Raw genomic sequence first — 15,398 nt, 5'->3', positions numbered from 1 at the left:
GGGAAACCGTCATATCCCACCCGCACCGAACAATTGCACAATGTTGATTGCGATCACCCGCCTTGCTGAGAAGGCGGGAAGGGACGCCGCCCTCTGCGCCCAATACGGGCATACCTGCTACACGGTCTCGCCCCTGCGGGCCGAACTCCTGGAGGAGAACATCGACCGCTTCGTGGCCGAGGCGAATGCCGGAAACTTCGACGCCATCTTCTTCACGAGCGCCTTGCCCGCCGAGGTCATCGCCCCGCGGCTGCGCCCCGACACCGGCGCACGTATCGTCGCCATCGGCCCCCAGACGGCACGGACGCTGACGGCCTGCGGCCTCCAGCCCGAGACCCTCCCCTCCTATTACTCGGCAGACTTCGCACCCTATATGGGTGAGTGGCTGAAGGGCAGGAAGGTCGGCATCCCGCGGGCGGCGGTGCCGAACCCCGGCCTCCTCCAGGCGGTCAGGGACCGGGGCGCTGAGGTCTGCGAGTACCCCACCTATACCCTCGTCCCGACCGGGGAGGACCTCGACACGGTGCGTGCCGACGTCGTCCTCTTCACGAGCGCGTCGTCCTTTACCGAGGCGCACTGGACGCGGCGGGCAGGGCAGATCGTCGCCGCCATCGGCACGGTGACAGCGGCCGCAATGGAACGGGCCGGCGTCGCGCCCGAGGTCGTCGGGGACGGGTCCCTTGCCGGGACTCTCGACGCACTGAACAGCAGGGAGGAGAGGACCGGGGCCGATCGCCGGGTGCCGGGCGTCCCGCAGGCCGGCCTCATCGCCGTGGACAAACCAAGGGGGCCGTCGAGCCACCAGGTCGCCGCATGGGTCGGGGAGATGCTCGGTATGCCTATCGGGCATGCCGGCACCCTCGACCCCATGGTCACGGGTGTGCTCGTCATCATGATCGGCCCCGCGGTGCGTCTCGCCCCCGTCCTGCTGAAGGAAAGAAAAGAGTATGTCTGCCTGATGCGCCTCCACGGGGACGTCAGCAGAGAGGAGATCGAAGAGACGGCCAGGGAGTTCGCCGGCCGGATCTACCAGAGGCCGCCCCGCCGGAGCGCGGTGAAGCGGAACCTGCGGATCAGGCGCATCTACGACCTGGAGATACTGGACGTGGACGGGCGCCTCGTCCTCTTCAGGGCTGTCTGCGACGCGGGCACCTATATCAGGTCGCTCTGCCACCACCTCGGCCTCGCCCTCGGCGTCGGGGCCCACATGCAGGAACTCCGCCGGACCCGCTCGGGCGCTATCGGCGAGAACGACACTCACACCCTCCACGAGGTCAGGGACGCCGTCGTCGCCGCACGGGCGGGCGACACCGCGCCCCTCGCAGCCATCATCCTTCCGCCGGTCCAGGGCATCGGCGACCTCCCGCGGATCGTCGTGCGGGACACAGCGATCGACGCCCTCTGCCACGGCGCAGCGCTCGCGGGGGTCGGGGCCCTCTCGCGGACGAAGTACCAGAAAGGCGACCTTGTGGCCGTGCTCTCAGAAAAAGACGAACTCATCTGCCTCGGCGAAGCGCTCACCGATTCCTCGGCCTATGAGCCCGGGAAGACCGGACTTGTGCTCGCCCCGCGGGCGGTGATGATGGCCGCCGGGACCTATCCTCGGGTCTGGACGACGCACCCCCGCAGGCCGACCGAATAGATAGGATTAAAAAACGGGGGGGCCTATAGTATAAGGCGAGTGCTGAGGTAGTCTAGCGGTAGGGCGCGGGCCTGGAAAGCCCGTGAGGCGCAAGTCTCTCGGGAGTTCAAATCTCCCCCTCAGCGTTTTGAAATCAAGTTCGATTCTTCTACCCAATAGTTAAATACCGCCTTTCTGACCCCTCATCATGGGTTCAACTACCGCACCAACCCAAGAAGACCGGGCTTTCCATCTTGTCAAGCCTGTCTATGCGCACCGCTCCGTCGACCGCGCCCTCGCCGAGGGCCGTCTCACCGAAGACGACGCCACTCTCATCGCGGCCTTCATCACCGAACAACAGGCATCGTGCAGCCTCACCACCATCCGGGTGAACAAACTCGTCTACCTCCTCGTCAACTGGCGGCGCTTCGTCGGGCCGTACCGCACCAACGCCATCTTCGACCTCTACACCGGCATCAACAACCTGAAGGGAGGCACCAACCAGCGCGGCAAACCCTTCAAGCAGAACACCCTGCACGACCACATCATCCTCCTCAAACGCTTCTACCTCTGGCTCATCGAGAACGACATCTCCACGGTCCCGTCCAAGAAAGTGAAGGCCATCAAGGCCCCGAGCATGGACCGGAACACCAAACTCCCCGAGCAGATGCTCACCTCCGAGGAAATTCGCGCCCTCATCGCCGCAGGCGGAAACTCGCGGGACCGCGCCTTCGTCGCCGTGCTCTACGAGTCCGGGTGCAGGATCGGTGAGATCGGGCGGCTCAGTTGGGAGAGAGTCAGTTTTGACAAACACGGCGCCGTCCTCACCGTCGAGGACACCAAGTGCCACAAAAGCCGGCACGTCCGCTTGGTCATGTCACTTCCCTACCTCGTCGCGTGGCGCAACGACTACCCCTTCGAGCCAACAGGCCGGGCCCTCGTCTTCATCACCACTCGCAAGACCCCGCTCCAGTACGCAACCGCCGCCAAGATCCTCACCACCCTTGCCGAGCGGGCCGGTGTCAAAAAACGCGTCACGCCCCACCTCTTCCGCCACTCGCGCATCACCCACCTCATCACCCAGGGCGTCACCGAGTCGGTGATCAAACTCATGATGTGGGGCAACCTGAGCACCGATATGTTCCAGACGTACGCCCACCTGGCGGGGGCGGACATCGACCGCGAGATCCTCGGCCACTACGGCGTCACCGTCGCCGCCGAGGCGGCCGATCAGGGGCTCGAACCCCGCGAGTGTCCCGAGTGCCACACCATCAACGCCCCGACAGCCCGCTACTGCACCACCTGTTACCGCTCCCTCACCGGCGAGAGCACCGCAACCATCGCGGGAATGGAGGCCGACATCGTGGCCCACCCGCAGGCCATCAGGGCCATCGTCGAGGAGATGATCAACGAGAAGAAAAAAAGAGGTGAAATCTGAAAAAACACATTCAAAAACTCTACTTTTCTTTTATATCCCGCTGTCTGTCATCTCTTCTCCGAGGGTCGCCGGGCCGACGTCCCCCCGTCACCTGCCCCATTTAGGCGGCAGCATTTTTTTCCAGCGTTCCCGGTTCCGGCACCCCGCAGAGGAGGTAGACCTCCATGAACAAGGAACCGCGAAAAGTCACACAGGAAGACATCGACGCCTTTGAAGAGCGATCGCCGTTCTATCGGGGCATCGGGAAGAGGATGGTCGAATACGGTATCTGGGAGATCGTAGAAGAGGGGGAGAGGACATGCAGGGCGTAGATGGCAGCCAGGACGTACATGGTTACCGCACCAACCGCCGGGCCGCCATCACAGAGTCGGAGGAACTGGGACATAAGCATAGCGATGTGATCGAGCCGGTACCCTTCTACCTGGTGCCGCAGGCGATCGCTACGGAGATGCGGCGCTTGGGCGGCGGGGTCAGCGAGATCCACGCCCGCCGGACGGGCGGGCACAAGTATGCGATCACGATAGTGATGGAGGAGGAAGAGGAATGACCGAGGAAAACATCGGCATCCTCCGCCTGGGTTCGCACGGAGGCCTCCACCTCCTCGTCGGGAGGGAGCACTACCGGATCGCCGCGGAGGACCTGCGGCCCCTCCTCCTCCACGGCCACGCGGTGCCGGTGACGGCCTCCGTGACCGGGGAGAGGGAGGACGGGACCGTCGTCACCGAGACGGCAATCGTCGGCCACGCCGCGGTGAATGTCCCGGGGCGGGCGGTGAAGGTCTTCACGGTCTCCGGCCACTTCATCGTCCCGATCGTCAGCGTGCAGCGGGTGGCCCGCGGCGAGGCGGTCTCGGCGCCGCTGTTTCCCCTGGTGCCGGAGGGGTGGGGATGATCAAGGAGGCCCTCGCCGCCCTGTTCTCCGGCGGTGTGGTGGAGGTGCGGGCCCTCGGCGACTACGCCACGCACTCGGGCTACTTCGACGACTTCACGAAACTCGCCGCGTGTGCGGAGGCCCTGGACGCCGACCCTGAGGTCCGCGGGATCTATGTCACCCTGAACGAGGTGGACCCGGCCCTCCTCGCCCGCCGGGCGAACAGGGTGAAGATGCGCCTCTCGCGGAGCGACGCGACCACGAGCGACGCCGACATCGTGCGGCGCCGCTGGTTGCCCATCGACCTCGACCCTGTCCGGCCGAGCGGGGTGTCGTCGACGGAGGAGGAGCACGCCGCCGCTCTCAGGCGTGCGGACGCGATCGCCCTCTGGCTCGACGAACAGGGGTTTTCAAAACCAATCCGCGCCGACTCGGGGAACGGGGCGCACCTCCTCTACGCGATCGACCTCGCGAACGACGACGACGCGACGGCCCTCGTGAAGGGCGTGCTCGCCACCCTCGACGCCCTTTTCTCCGACGACGCCGTCACCGTGGACACGGCGAACTTCAACGCCGCCCGGATCTGGAAACTCTACGGGACGTGCTCGCGGAAGGGGGACAACACCCCCGAGCGGCCGCACAGGAGGGCGAAGGTCCTCTCGGTGCCTGAGGAGAGGACGGTCGTCACGGCAGAACGCATCCAGGCGATTGCTGCTCTCCTCCCGACCGAGGCCCCGGTGACGCCGGCGCTGGCCGGGTCGAAGATCGACCTTGCGGCCTGGCTTTCAGAGCACGGCCTCGCCGTCCGGAGCAAGCGGCCCTGGCAGGGCGGCACCCTCCACGTCCTCGAGGACTGTCCCTTCTCGACCGCCCACCATGACGGCGCCTTCGCCGTCCAGTTCCCGAGCGGCGCGGTCTATGCAGGGTGCCACCACGCCTCCTGCGGCGGCGGCGTGCAGCGCTGGCCAGAACTCAGGGACCGGTACGAGCCGCGGGAGAAGAGGGCGCAGAGGCGGAGGAGAGAGGAGGTGCCGCCACCTCCCCCGAAACCTCCTGCCCCCGATCCGGCGTACCGCGAGAAAGCCCTCGACATCCTCACCCGCGGCGACCCGCTCGCCTTCCTCCTCGATGCCTTCAACAGGGAGCACGTAGGCGACAGGACCGTTGCCGAGTGCCTTGTCATGTCCCTCGCCTCGCAGTCGGTCGAGAACACGAACGGGTTGCACGTCTCTGTCTCCGGCAACTCGGGCAAGGGCAAGAGCCACGCCTGCACCACCATGCTCCAACAGGTCCCCGAGGCGTACCGCCTCGCGGGGACCGTCTCGAACAAGGCCCTCTACTACCACGACGACCTCCGGCCGAGCACCGTCTTCCTCTTCGATGACGTCACCCTCTCCGAGGATCTCCAGGAGGTCCTCAAGGCCGCCACCGCGAACTTCAGGGAGAGGATCGAGCACCACACCGTCTCGCCAGACCGCAAAATCCAGGTCTGCCGGATACCAGAGAGGTGCGTCTGGTGGCTCGCCCGCGTCGAGGACCCGGGCGACGATCAGGTGATGAACCGCATGCTCACCGTCTGGATCGACGACTCGGCCGAGCAGGACGAGCGTGTCCTCAGGCACATGAAAGAGCAGGAGGCGTGGGAGGACGACGGCGACGACGAGGACCCGGACCTCCCGGTCTGCCGGGTCGTCTGGGAGGTGTTGAAGGAAGAAAGGCTCCACGTCTCCATCCCGTACGCCGAGAAGGTCCACTTCTCCGCCACGACGAACCGCCGGAACCCCGGCATGCTCTTCGACCTGATCAAGTGCCACGCCCTCCTCCACCGCTTCCAGAGGGAGGCATACGACGGCGGCATCAGGGCAAACCGCGACGACTTCGCCGCCGCCGCCAGGATCTACGCCGCCATCAACGGCGAGTCGGGCGGGCAGGAGACGAAACTCACGAAGAACGAGGCCGCCGCCATGGAAACCGTCGCCGCAATGGGGTGGGAACAGTTCACCGTCAAGACACTCCAGGACGCACTCGGGCTTTCGTACCAGCAGACCTATCGCATTCTCCACGGCTACGCAAGCCGGGGGATGACCTACTCCGGCCTTCTGGAGAAGTGTCCCGCGATCAGTTATCTCGACACCACGGTCACCGAGGACTGCGAGGGCTATGCGGTCCGCCGCCGCGAGCACCTCTTTCTCTTCGACCGCGAAACCTACCGGCGCTGGGCACGCGGCGGCGAGGTGTGGATCGATGACAGTGGCGGGGATACGGACCGGGACGACGGTCCTGGCCCCGACCGCGATGATACTTTCAGCATTTCAGCACGTTTTCAGCAGAATTTCAGCACCTGCCGCGAAGATCAAAGGACGAGGGACGGCCCGGAAACTGACAGTACTAGTACAGATAGAGAGACGCGTCTCTCTCTCAGTACTACCTTACAGCAAAACACACACCCACACAGTGCCCTCTCTCCTCCGGCGTCCGGGTGTGCGGGTGGGTGTGATATTCGCAATGCTGAAAACGATCCCGCGATGTTGCCGCATCGGGGCGATAATCCTGATCGGCCATCATCAACCCCACCGCTGAATTCCAGCACCTTCCGAAAGTTGCTGAAAACTGCTGAAAGAAAAGGACCGACGACACTCCCTGGCGTCTTGGACCACCGGGAGTTCACGCGGACGAAGACCGACCTCGGGCGGTGCAGTGTGTGCGACGAGGGGAGGGCGGTGTACCGCTCAGGCGACGGGCGGGCGAGACTCTGCGAGAGGTGTTATGGTCGGTTGGTGCAGGCGTGGAATGAGAGGAGGGGGATTGCGTGATCCCGCTCGACCCATACTATCCAATGTTAATATCTTCCTCAAATAAATCAGATATAAGACGGAACAGGTATATTCCGCAAAAAAGAGACATTATATCCAAAACAAACCCATAGAAATTATCACAAAGGAGTGTTCATGAGTATAGATCCACAAAAAATGAAGACAATTCTACAATCGCTCTTGTCATATGATTGGAACTTCCCAGATGCAGCAAATGGGAATGGTATTTTTAACTTACACCCATATCCTGCAAAGTTTATCCCCCAGATCCCTCGGGCGTTGATAAAAGAGCTAGGGGTACCAGAAGGTACTCTCGTGTGTGATCCGTTTTGTGGATCTGGCACTTCTCTGATCGAAGCACAGAACCAGGGATATCAGGCAATAGGCATCGACTTAAATCCCATTGCCTGTATGATATCACACGTTGCAACACACCCCTGTTCAGATGATTTACTGACTCACGCTCAGCGTTGTATCAGACAGGCAAAGTTAGAACAGGGCACCCATCCAGTCCCACCGATTCAAAATATTGATCATTGGTTTAAAAAACCCATACAGTTGGCGATCACCAGCATCTTAGTTCAAATTAATAATATCCAAGAAGACGATCTTCGCAAAGTTCTGCAGTTGGCCCTCTCAAGCATCATAGTTCGTGTTTCGAATCAAGATAGCGATACCCGATACGCCGCTGTTGAAAAAAATGTAACGGATCATGACGTATACACACTTTTCGAAAGGGCATGCATACGATATAGCCAAGTCCTTCGACACGCAGATACTCCAATACCTCAGGCAACGATACTTAACAAAGATATTCTCAGTGTTACACCAGATGATTTCCCCGCTCCGGTTGGCCTTGTAGTATGCTCTCCTCCATACCCAAATGCATATGAGTATTGGTTATACCACAAATATCGTATGTTTTGGCTTGGTTTCAACCCTCAGATCGTCAAAACACATGAAATAGGGGCTCGCCCACATTTCTTCAAAAAAAACCCACAAGGCCCAATGGACTTCAAAGAGCAAATGACACAAGTATTCAATCTACTCGCTCAGGTCTGTGTTCCAGAGGCGTTTGTGTGTTTCGTTCTAGGCGACTCTAAGATACGCGGTCAAATTATTGATAACTCAAAACTTCTATTGGATGCTGCATCCACTTGTGGGTTCGGGGTCCGTGCGGTTATCCCAAGATCGATACCCAACTCAAAAAAATCATTCAATCTATCACATGCAAGAATCCAGAATGAAAATATCATAATTCTCCAAAAAAAAAGTCAAATAGACGAGACTGTACCAATCAATTTAGACTGGCACAAGTATCACTACCTTCCCTATGAAAAAAAATTCGCTTTACGTGAGGTCGCCGCTTTACCTAGCCTTTCATCGATCGTACTCAACGACGATCATGTGACAGTAGGTTTGACAAATCCCACAGAGAAGGATCTCAAACAACTTGTATATTTCAAAACATATGATGCGCCAGGCCTGTATAAAGGGGAAACATACCAATCAACCCTAGAGAGAGGTATTAAAAGAAATGAGAATGGAAAAAAACAATCGACTCGGTATAGCGTTCATGGTTTACATGAATATAAAGGGAAATTCAATCCACAAGTAGTTAGGGGAATACTAAACTGGTTTAATCTACCCGAAAAAGCACAAATAATCGATCCTTTCTGTGGCAGCGGCACAACATTGGTCGAGGCCAGTTTTGCAGGATATCAAGCATACGGGTGGGATTTGAATCCTTTCGCTGTTTATCTCACAAACACAAAGTTGCTTGCATTAAAATCTCAGCCAGAATATTTAGAAAAAATAGCTGAAAAAATAATCAAAGGATCTCAAAATTCCATAAATAATCTACAAATAGAGGACGAAAGGGCAATATACCTAAAAAAGTGGTTCCCGTTAGATGTATTAAATCAGATAGAAAAATTGCGACTCACTATTGATTGTACGGCGGGAGAATATTCGCCAATTTTCAAAGTCGTTCTTAGTGATCTACTCCGCGATTACTCCTTTCAAGAACCTTCAGATTTACGTATCCGACGGCGCACAACCACCCCATTCCCAACAACACCAATACTTTCAGCATATAAAAAATCCCTATATCTATTTATCGAGGATTTGAAGCAAACTTTTTCGGTTTTCCCAGAACTAAATCCTGTTGCAAAGGCATTTGTTGCGGATGGGCGTTCAATAGAAAGCATCAAAGGTAAATCACCAGTAAAATTGAATGCAGATTTTGCTATCACAAGCCCCCCATATGCAACAGCCCTTCCATACATCGATACCCAGCGTCTTAGTCTGGTCTGGCTTGACCTAATACACCCAAAAGAGATCCTCAGCACGGAGAAGAGCCTTATTGGGAGCAGAGACATATCAAAAGGGGAGCAGGATATACTTAAAAATGAAATTAAATGCAATACAATGAATCTTCCACCATCTGCTCTTGACATATGTTCCCACCTCCAGCAATCACTAGCAAAGACAGATGGTTTCAGACGACAAGCAGTTCCTAGCTTGCTCTACCGTTATTTTGTTGATATGAAGTGTTCTTTTGCAAATGTGCTCAATTTAATGAAGCCAAACAGTTATTATACCCTAATTGTCGGCACAAACCGAACCGTTTTAGGAGGAGAAAAAGAAACCATAAACACACCTGAATTGCTTGTTGACATTGCGATATCAACGGGATGGCATCAGGTTGAGCAAATTAAAATGGACACATACAAACGCTATGGTTTGCACGCTACGAATGCTGTTCAAGACGAAGTATTACTGGTTCTTAAAAAATGAGTGAATTTCTTATTCAACCGGAAGTATATTCTACGGGCAGACATCAGAGTCTCATTGGTCTATTAGAGGACATATGGATCAAAAATAATGATTTAGGCAAAGGAACATATTACGTTTTATCGGGCTATGGAAATTATAATGGAGGAGTGAGATTTTTCTCTACCTTCCAGCGGCATATTGATGAGGGAGGCAGAGTAGTCAGCATCTTTGGTGCAAGTACTTCACAAAGACAGACGAGTAAACAACTCGTCGAACGCTTATTAGAATGTGGCTGTATAGTATATCTCGTCAATAGAAAGAATATTTTTCATTCAAAATGTTATGGATATGCATCTGAAAATGAAGACAAACTTATTGTAACCTCGGGTAATTTTACAAGCCGAGGGATATCCAATAATGTAGAAGCTGCAGTTTATCTTGATACCAACTTCACGCATCAGATCAAATTCCAATGGAACAATCTTGAAACTGCAGTTTTGACACAAAATTGGGACATATACACTCCTACGTTGACTGATCCAGAAAATCCAGCATGGCAACTCCTTTATGATGAACACGAATCGGGCATTGGCATAGAAGAGTCACAGACTGTAACAATGGTTATGACCCTGGGTCATGCTGACACTGTTAGAATAAATGCAGATCCTGGAACAAAAGAAGCAAGAGGATCACAATACTTTTGGTTAAGCAAAAACTGCTATGATTTCTTTCCACCCCTCACTATATTGAATTCAAGGGGATACAAAACCACCAATCAATGTTTAATCAACCTATATTATGTTGATTTGAAATATGTGGATAAAAAGACTCGTGTTACATTTGAAGCAGGAAACAATGTAGATTTCCGATTAGGCACGGCAAGATATAGAAACACAAAACTTGCTCAAGAAAACGACCTCATGGTTTTGAGTAGAATTTCAGAAAATAATTACGAAATTCGAATTATTCGAAAAAATTCCCCGAAATATAATGTTTTAAGACAACATGCAGTTGATTTTATAGGTCATCGAGGAAAGCGTATAGGGTACATACAGAATAAAAGACTCGAAGAAATCCTTGAAATCCAGCTGCTAAAAAAGAACGAATTTGAAAGATTATTGTCGAATCAAGAGCATTAAATACCACTAAAAAACAGAAATTAGCCAGTAACAACCTTCCTCCCACCACTAATTGACTCTGCATGGGGCATAGTTGAATAGACCCGTCACCCCCTAACACGGGGGCACCCCTCAAGGTGATCGCGATCGGCTTCCCGGTCTCGACCCCGCCAAATTCCTTCGAGAGATCGACCATGATCTCCATTCTGTCCCCTCCACCTTTCTTACCTACGTTTTTCATCATCCGCAACGCCGACAGGAGGAGCGATCACCTCCCCCACGCCGTCCCTCACCTCGATCACCCGCGTCCTCCCCTTCCCCTGCCGCACCGCGAGGTCCACGAGGCGCAGGTGCTCCAACTTCTTCAGCCTCTCGTGGAAGGTCGTGTAACTCGTCCGCCCGCCGGCGCAGACCCGTTCGTACGCCATCCCCGCCGTCACCGGCCCGCTTCCCTCCCGCTCCAGGGCGAGGACCGCGTCGAGCACCGCCCTCTCCCCCGCCGCGAGGGACCGCACCGCAATCGCCACATGCAGGTGCCGGGAGAGGGAGTACGCCGCGAGCACGTCCTCGACCGTCACCTCGGTCCTCGCCTCCTTCTCCGCAGCAAGCACCGCCCTCTTCACCAGGTCCAGACCGATCCGCAGGTCGCCGCAGGCCATCGTCCTCTCGACGACAAGGTCCATCGCCACCGGCGGCAGCACGCCCGGATACAGGCCGACAAGCACGCGCTCGCCGATGATGCCCCGCACCTCGTCGGCGGTGTAGGGCGGGAAGAGAACTTCGTTCGGGCAGAGCACGGAGAACGTCGGGCGGTCGAGGTCGCGGAGGAGGTCGAGGGCCGGGCACGAGACGGTCATCCACACCCCGGTCCGTGCGCCCGGATAACTCTCGTGGAGGCGGAGGATGGCGGCGAGTACCTCGTTCAACACGCCGTCGAGGAGGAGTGCGTCGGCGTCGTCGAGGCAGACGACGAGGACCGCGTCGCGGGTGGCCAGGAGGTGTCCCACCTCGTCGACGATCTTGGTGTAGGGCACGCCGACCGCCGGGGGTTTGTGGCCCGCGATCCCCTCGTAGATGCGGGCGAAGACCGCCGGCCTCGTCCGGTCCTTCTGGCAGGAGACGAGGACCGGCACCACCCGCTGCGTCGTCTCCTCAACCTCGGCGAAGATCCGGCGGACCGCCGTGGTCTTCCCGGTGCCGGGCGGTCCCCGGAGGACGGTGTTCAAGGGCCGGACGCCGCGGAGGGCGGGCCGCAGGGCGAAGGCGAGGTCCTTGATCTGGGTGTCGCGGTAATGGAACTGTTCGGGGAGGCGGTCGAACTCGAAGAGGTCGGGGTCGCGGAAGAGCGTCTGGTCGCTCATGAGGGGGCGGTGCGTCATGGGTGAGGGGTGGCGGCCCAGGTATATAGGGGTGGGCCGTGCGCGGTCTGGAAGTGAACAGGGTCACCCCCACCCGATCACCTTCACCACCACGGCGACGATCCCGCCGACGACCCCGCCCGCCCCGGCGGCGATCTGCCTCTCCTTCTTCTCCTCGCCGGCCGCCTCGCTCCGCCAGTTCTCGAGGGCGCGGAGGCGGCCCTCCATCTCCGCGTCCCTCTCCTCCATCCTCTGCAGGGTCCGGCAGATCCACTTCACGTCCCGATTCGTCTCGACGATCTTCTCCCGCAGGTTCTCGGCCATCGCCATCTCCTGATGACCGAATGGAAGTTAAGGCAGATTAATATTACTTATGGTAATACTATCTCTCAGCCTGCGATGGACCCGGGACCTCCAGGCAGGAGAAAAGAAACATGGCAGACTTTACCCTGTCTACCACGAACAAGACGTCGGTGCGGAAGCTGACCGTGCCGATCGCCGATGCTGCCACCTTCAACGGCATCATCGAGAATGTCCTGACGAACAACCCCTGGGGCTGCACGTCCTGGGAGGGAGCGGGCGTCTCTCACGACCCGGTCGAGAAGGCCAGCGAGGCCTACACGGCGCGGGTCATGTACGAGAACACCCTCGGCCGCGTCGTCGGCACGGCTGCGGCACGCGCCCCGAACCTCGCCGGTTTCAACGCGGCGAAGACCGAGATCCTCGGCAACGCCGCACTCGAGACCGCCATCGGCGGCTCCGCGGTCGCGGACCCGGACAGCGAGACCTATGCCTGCCGCCTCAAGTGCCACGCGGCGAACGGCGAGGTGTACTCCGTCGCCTTCACCCGCACCTCCGTGCGGGTCTCGTCCTATGAGGACGACAGCGTCCTCGCCACCATCGAGACCTGGGCCGACGGCGTCCCCGCCCTCGCCTGAGGGGAAAACACCGGGAGGGGGGACCACCCCCTCCCTGATCTCGCCGTTCTGACCTCCGTTTCGTCTCTTCTGCCCCAGAAAAAAGGCGGTATGGCCGCCTTTCGGGGGGACACCCTTTTTGAAGGTATTTTGTATATTCGACGGGAAATGGCGCCATTTCTGGAGGGCTGGAATGGTGGTTCGTGGGGAATGAGGGCCTGAGGGGGGATCGTGGCCGGGATCGAGGGGGAGAAGGGCGGGAAAAAGGGCGGAAATCGGTGCGAATTAGGGCGGTCGGGTGACGGGTGGGAAGAATGACTATTTCAAATAAAATCGGCGGATATATATGCCAAATCAATAAATTGAGGTATAAAGCGGTCGGAATGGAGGATTAGACGATAATGGGCAAGAGTGCAAAAAAATGGCATCGGGAAAGAAATGCATTACGTGATGAAAATCAGTATGAGAAAGCCATAGAGTGCTATGACCGGGTGATTGCGATCGACCCAAACGACTCTGAGGCATGGTTCGGCAAAGGAAACACCTTCAAGAAACTCGGACGATATGACGACGCTATTGAGTGTTATGACCATGTGATTGCAATCGATCCAGACGACTCGATGACATGGTACACCAAAGGATTCGTCCTCGGGAAACTCAGACAGTATGAGGGTGCCATTGAGTGCTATGACCGGGCGATCGCGATCGATCCAGACGACTCGGCAGCATGGCTCAGCAAAGGAGGCGCCCACCATGATCTCAGGCAGTATGAAAATGCCATTGAGTGCTATGATCGGGCGATTGAAATCGATCCAGATGACTCCGTCGCATGGTTCTGCAAAGGATTCGCCCTCCAGGAACTCAGACAATATGAGGATGCCATTGAGTGCTATGACCGGGCGATTGAAATCGATCCAGACAGCAGGGCGGTATGGCACAACAAAGGATTCGTCCTCAACGAACTCGGACAGTGTGCAGACGCCGTAGAGTGTTATGACCGAGCGATTGCGATCGATCCAGGCATCGGTGCGACATGGCACAGCAAAGGATTCGCTCTCAAGGAACTCGGACAGTATGAGGAGGCCATTATGTGTTATGATCTGGCGATTGCAATCGATCCCGACGACCAGGTGACATGGTACAACAAAGGGGGCGTTCTCCAGGTACTCAGGCAGTATGAGGGCGCTATAGAGTGCTATGACCGGGCGATTGAAATCGATCCGGACGACTCGATAGCATGGGTCAGCAAAGGATTCGCGCTCACGAAACTCGGGCGGTGGGAGGACGCCAGCGAATGCTATGACCGGGCGATTACGATCGATCCGAACGACTCTTTTTCATGGCTCATCAAAGGATTCGCCCATCAGGAACTCAGGCAGTATGAGAGTGCCAGAGAGTGTTATGAAAAGGTGATTGCACTCGATCCGGACAACCCTATGGCATGGTTCAGCAAAGGATTCGCCCTCCAGGAACTCGGACAGTATGAGGGCGCCATAGAGTGTTATGACCGGGCGATTGAAATCAATCCAGGCATCAGTGTGGCATGGCACAACAAAGGAGACACCCTTCGTGAACTCGGTCGATACGAGGACGCCGTTGAGTGTTATGACCGGACGATTGAAATCGATCCAAACATCAGTGTGGCATGGCACGGCAAAGGGATCGCTCTCAAGGAATGTGGGCAGTATGAGGATGCCCTCGCCTGCGTGGAGGAAGCCCTGACACTCAATCCCGACTTTCTTGAGGCCGTGGAGACAAAAAAGGATATTGTACACAAACAGGCGCTGTAGATCGCTCACACTTTGGACACCTCCGATCCCTCTGTGAGGAGGGATTTACCGCCTTTCCTCTTATCGAGCCTCGCGATCGCCATCGAAAGGCCGACGCACACGATGAACGTTCTCTACGCGTGCGGCTTTTCCGGGATCGTCGCGGCGGTGATGGGCTTTGCGGTCTTCCTCGTCGTCACCGCCCTTGCCACGATGTGCCGGGAGAGACGGGAGGAGGGCGAGGGGTGTGCGTGGCTGTACGGTGTTGGGATGGTCGCCTCCCTCGTTCCCCTCGCGCTCTGGGTTCTGCTTGCGGGATGGGATGTTCTGCCGGTGGCCATTCACTTCGGGGGGGTAATTCTTCGGGATGGTCGTGCCGCTCGTCCTCCTGTGGCTGGGCGGGACGACCGAGGGATGAACTGTTTCCCGGTTTCACTGACGGCCCGCCGTGTTTGCTCGCCCTGCTCGCCGCACACCGCGGGCCTCCTTCTGTACATTGTCCTGGTGCAGGAGGACGCGTGTGGCTGGTTTTTGGTGTCTGGGTGATCGTGAACCTCTTCAGGGTGGCGTACGGGATCGTGACGGGAACCCGTACGTCGTCTGATGTTTGCGTTCTACTGGGCGGCGGCGATCGTGGAGGATAAATGCAGGCTTGAGCAGATTAAAAAATAGATTCGGTTTAATTTTAGATGAAAGGGACTTTTTGAGAGCACTTC

At 57.1% G+C, this 15,398-nt stretch carries 13 protein-coding genes and 1 tRNA gene; 12 read left to right on the top strand and 2 right to left on the bottom strand.

What is annotated here, in order from left to right; all coding sequences use genetic code 11:
- Positions 1-40 precede the first annotated feature (40 nt).
- The 9 genes from MEFOE_RS14670 to MEFOE_RS13275 all read left to right on the top strand — a co-directional run bounded on the left by MEFOE_RS14670 (position 41) and on the right by MEFOE_RS13275 (position 10,659).
- Positions 41-1,642, top strand: a complete 1,602-nt coding sequence (locus MEFOE_RS14670) for an RNA-guided pseudouridylation complex pseudouridine synthase subunit Cbf5 (protein ID WP_167835994.1) — start codon at positions 41-43, stop codon at positions 1,640-1,642.
- Positions 1,643-1,683: 41 nt separating this feature from the next.
- Positions 1,684-1,767: transfer RNA gene (locus tag MEFOE_RS03070), tRNA-Ser, on the top strand.
- Between the two features lie 62 nt (positions 1,768-1,829).
- Positions 1,830-3,059 (top strand): site-specific integrase, encoded by a 1,230-nt coding sequence (locus tag MEFOE_RS03065; RefSeq protein WP_067048118.1) that lies wholly within the window; start codon positions 1,830-1,832, stop codon positions 3,057-3,059.
- Between the two features lie 164 nt (positions 3,060-3,223).
- Complete coding sequence (locus MEFOE_RS14095) at positions 3,224-3,370, top strand: hypothetical protein (RefSeq protein ID WP_162839747.1); 147 nt, start codon at positions 3,224-3,226, stop codon at positions 3,368-3,370.
- Positions 3,358-3,606, top strand: coding sequence for a hypothetical protein (locus tag MEFOE_RS03060; RefSeq protein ID WP_067048115.1), 249 nt, complete (start codon positions 3,358-3,360; stop codon positions 3,604-3,606). The genes MEFOE_RS14095 and MEFOE_RS03060 overlap by 13 nt, the downstream gene beginning before the upstream one ends.
- Entirely contained in the window at positions 3,603-3,950 is a 348-nt protein-coding gene (locus tag MEFOE_RS03055; RefSeq protein WP_067048109.1) for a hypothetical protein, read from the top strand. Before MEFOE_RS03060 ends, MEFOE_RS03055 begins: the two co-directional genes overlap by 4 nt.
- Positions 3,947-6,742, top strand: a complete 2,796-nt coding sequence (locus tag MEFOE_RS03050) for a hypothetical protein (protein WP_067048105.1) — start codon at positions 3,947-3,949, stop codon at positions 6,740-6,742. Before MEFOE_RS03055 ends, MEFOE_RS03050 begins: the two co-directional genes overlap by 4 nt.
- Positions 6,743-6,877: 135 nt before the next feature.
- On the top strand, positions 6,878-9,541 hold the full coding sequence (locus MEFOE_RS13280) for a DNA methyltransferase (RefSeq protein WP_153015857.1): 2,664 nt from the start codon (positions 6,878-6,880) through the stop codon (positions 9,539-9,541).
- Positions 9,538-10,659: a restriction endonuclease gene (locus MEFOE_RS13275; protein ID WP_083523304.1), complete on the top strand. Its 1,122-nt coding sequence runs from the start codon at positions 9,538-9,540 to the stop codon at positions 10,657-10,659. Before MEFOE_RS13280 ends, MEFOE_RS13275 begins: the two co-directional genes overlap by 4 nt.
- 203 nt (positions 10,660-10,862) lie before the next feature.
- Here the strand turns inward: MEFOE_RS13275 and MEFOE_RS03040 are convergent, their stop codons facing one another.
- Positions 10,863-12,017 (bottom strand): ORC1-type DNA replication protein, encoded by a 1,155-nt coding sequence (locus MEFOE_RS03040; RefSeq protein WP_067048099.1) that lies wholly within the window; start codon positions 12,015-12,017, stop codon positions 10,863-10,865.
- Positions 12,018-12,080: 63 nt separating this feature from the next.
- Positions 12,081-12,326, bottom strand: a complete 246-nt coding sequence (locus MEFOE_RS03035) for a hypothetical protein (protein WP_067048090.1) — start codon at positions 12,324-12,326, stop codon at positions 12,081-12,083.
- Between the two features lie 104 nt (positions 12,327-12,430).
- Between MEFOE_RS03035 and MEFOE_RS03030 the strand changes: the two genes are divergently transcribed.
- The 3 genes from MEFOE_RS03030 to MEFOE_RS03020 all read left to right on the top strand — a co-directional run bounded on the left by MEFOE_RS03030 (position 12,431) and on the right by MEFOE_RS03020 (position 15,228).
- Positions 12,431-12,934 (top strand): hypothetical protein, encoded by a 504-nt coding sequence (locus MEFOE_RS03030; protein ID WP_067048080.1) that lies wholly within the window; start codon positions 12,431-12,433, stop codon positions 12,932-12,934.
- A 380-nt stretch (positions 12,935-13,314) separates the two neighbouring features.
- The gene (locus MEFOE_RS03025; protein ID WP_067048077.1) at positions 13,315-14,703 is read left to right on the top strand and encodes a tetratricopeptide repeat protein; all 1,389 of its coding nucleotides are present in this window, start codon (positions 13,315-13,317) and stop codon (positions 14,701-14,703) included.
- 33 nt (positions 14,704-14,736) lie between these two features.
- The gene (locus tag MEFOE_RS03020; RefSeq protein WP_067048073.1) at positions 14,737-15,228 is read left to right on the top strand and encodes a hypothetical protein; all 492 of its coding nucleotides are present in this window, start codon (positions 14,737-14,739) and stop codon (positions 15,226-15,228) included.
- Positions 15,229-15,398: the final 170 nt, after the last annotated feature.

The organism is Methanofollis ethanolicus, from assembly GCF_001571385.1.
In the GTDB taxonomy this organism is placed as follows: Archaea; Halobacteriota; Methanomicrobia; order Methanomicrobiales; family Methanofollaceae; genus Methanofollis; species Methanofollis ethanolicus.
This window is presented reverse-complemented; position numbering and strand designations above follow the sequence as displayed.

Bases quoted from the DNA above. Each gene is read 5' to 3' on its own strand.
- MEFOE_RS03025 (WP_067048077.1), top strand. From the start codon at position 13,315: ATGGGCAAGAGTGCAAAAAAATGGCATCGGGAAAGAAATGCATTACGT.
- MEFOE_RS03065 (WP_067048118.1), top strand. From the start codon at position 1,830: ATGGGTTCAACTACCGCACCAACCCAAGAAGACCGGGCTTTCCATCTT.
- MEFOE_RS03030 (WP_067048080.1), top strand. From the start codon at position 12,431: ATGGCAGACTTTACCCTGTCTACCACGAACAAGACGTCGGTGCGGAAG.
- MEFOE_RS14670 (WP_167835994.1), top strand. From the start codon at position 41: ATGTTGATTGCGATCACCCGCCTTGCTGAGAAGGCGGGAAGGGACGCC.
- MEFOE_RS03035 (WP_067048090.1), bottom strand. From the start codon at position 12,326: ATGGCGATGGCCGAGAACCTGCGGGAGAAGATCGTCGAGACGAATCGG.
- MEFOE_RS13280 (WP_153015857.1), top strand. From the start codon at position 6,878: ATGAGTATAGATCCACAAAAAATGAAGACAATTCTACAATCGCTCTTG.
- MEFOE_RS13275 (WP_083523304.1), top strand. From the start codon at position 9,538: ATGAGTGAATTTCTTATTCAACCGGAAGTATATTCTACGGGCAGACAT.
- MEFOE_RS03055 (WP_067048109.1), top strand. From the start codon at position 3,603: ATGACCGAGGAAAACATCGGCATCCTCCGCCTGGGTTCGCACGGAGGC.
- MEFOE_RS14095 (WP_162839747.1), top strand. From the start codon at position 3,224: ATGAACAAGGAACCGCGAAAAGTCACACAGGAAGACATCGACGCCTTT.
- MEFOE_RS03060 (WP_067048115.1), top strand. From the start codon at position 3,358: ATGCAGGGCGTAGATGGCAGCCAGGACGTACATGGTTACCGCACCAAC.
- MEFOE_RS03050 (WP_067048105.1), top strand. From the start codon at position 3,947: ATGATCAAGGAGGCCCTCGCCGCCCTGTTCTCCGGCGGTGTGGTGGAG.
- MEFOE_RS03040 (WP_067048099.1), bottom strand. From the start codon at position 12,017: ATGACGCACCGCCCCCTCATGAGCGACCAGACGCTCTTCCGCGACCCC.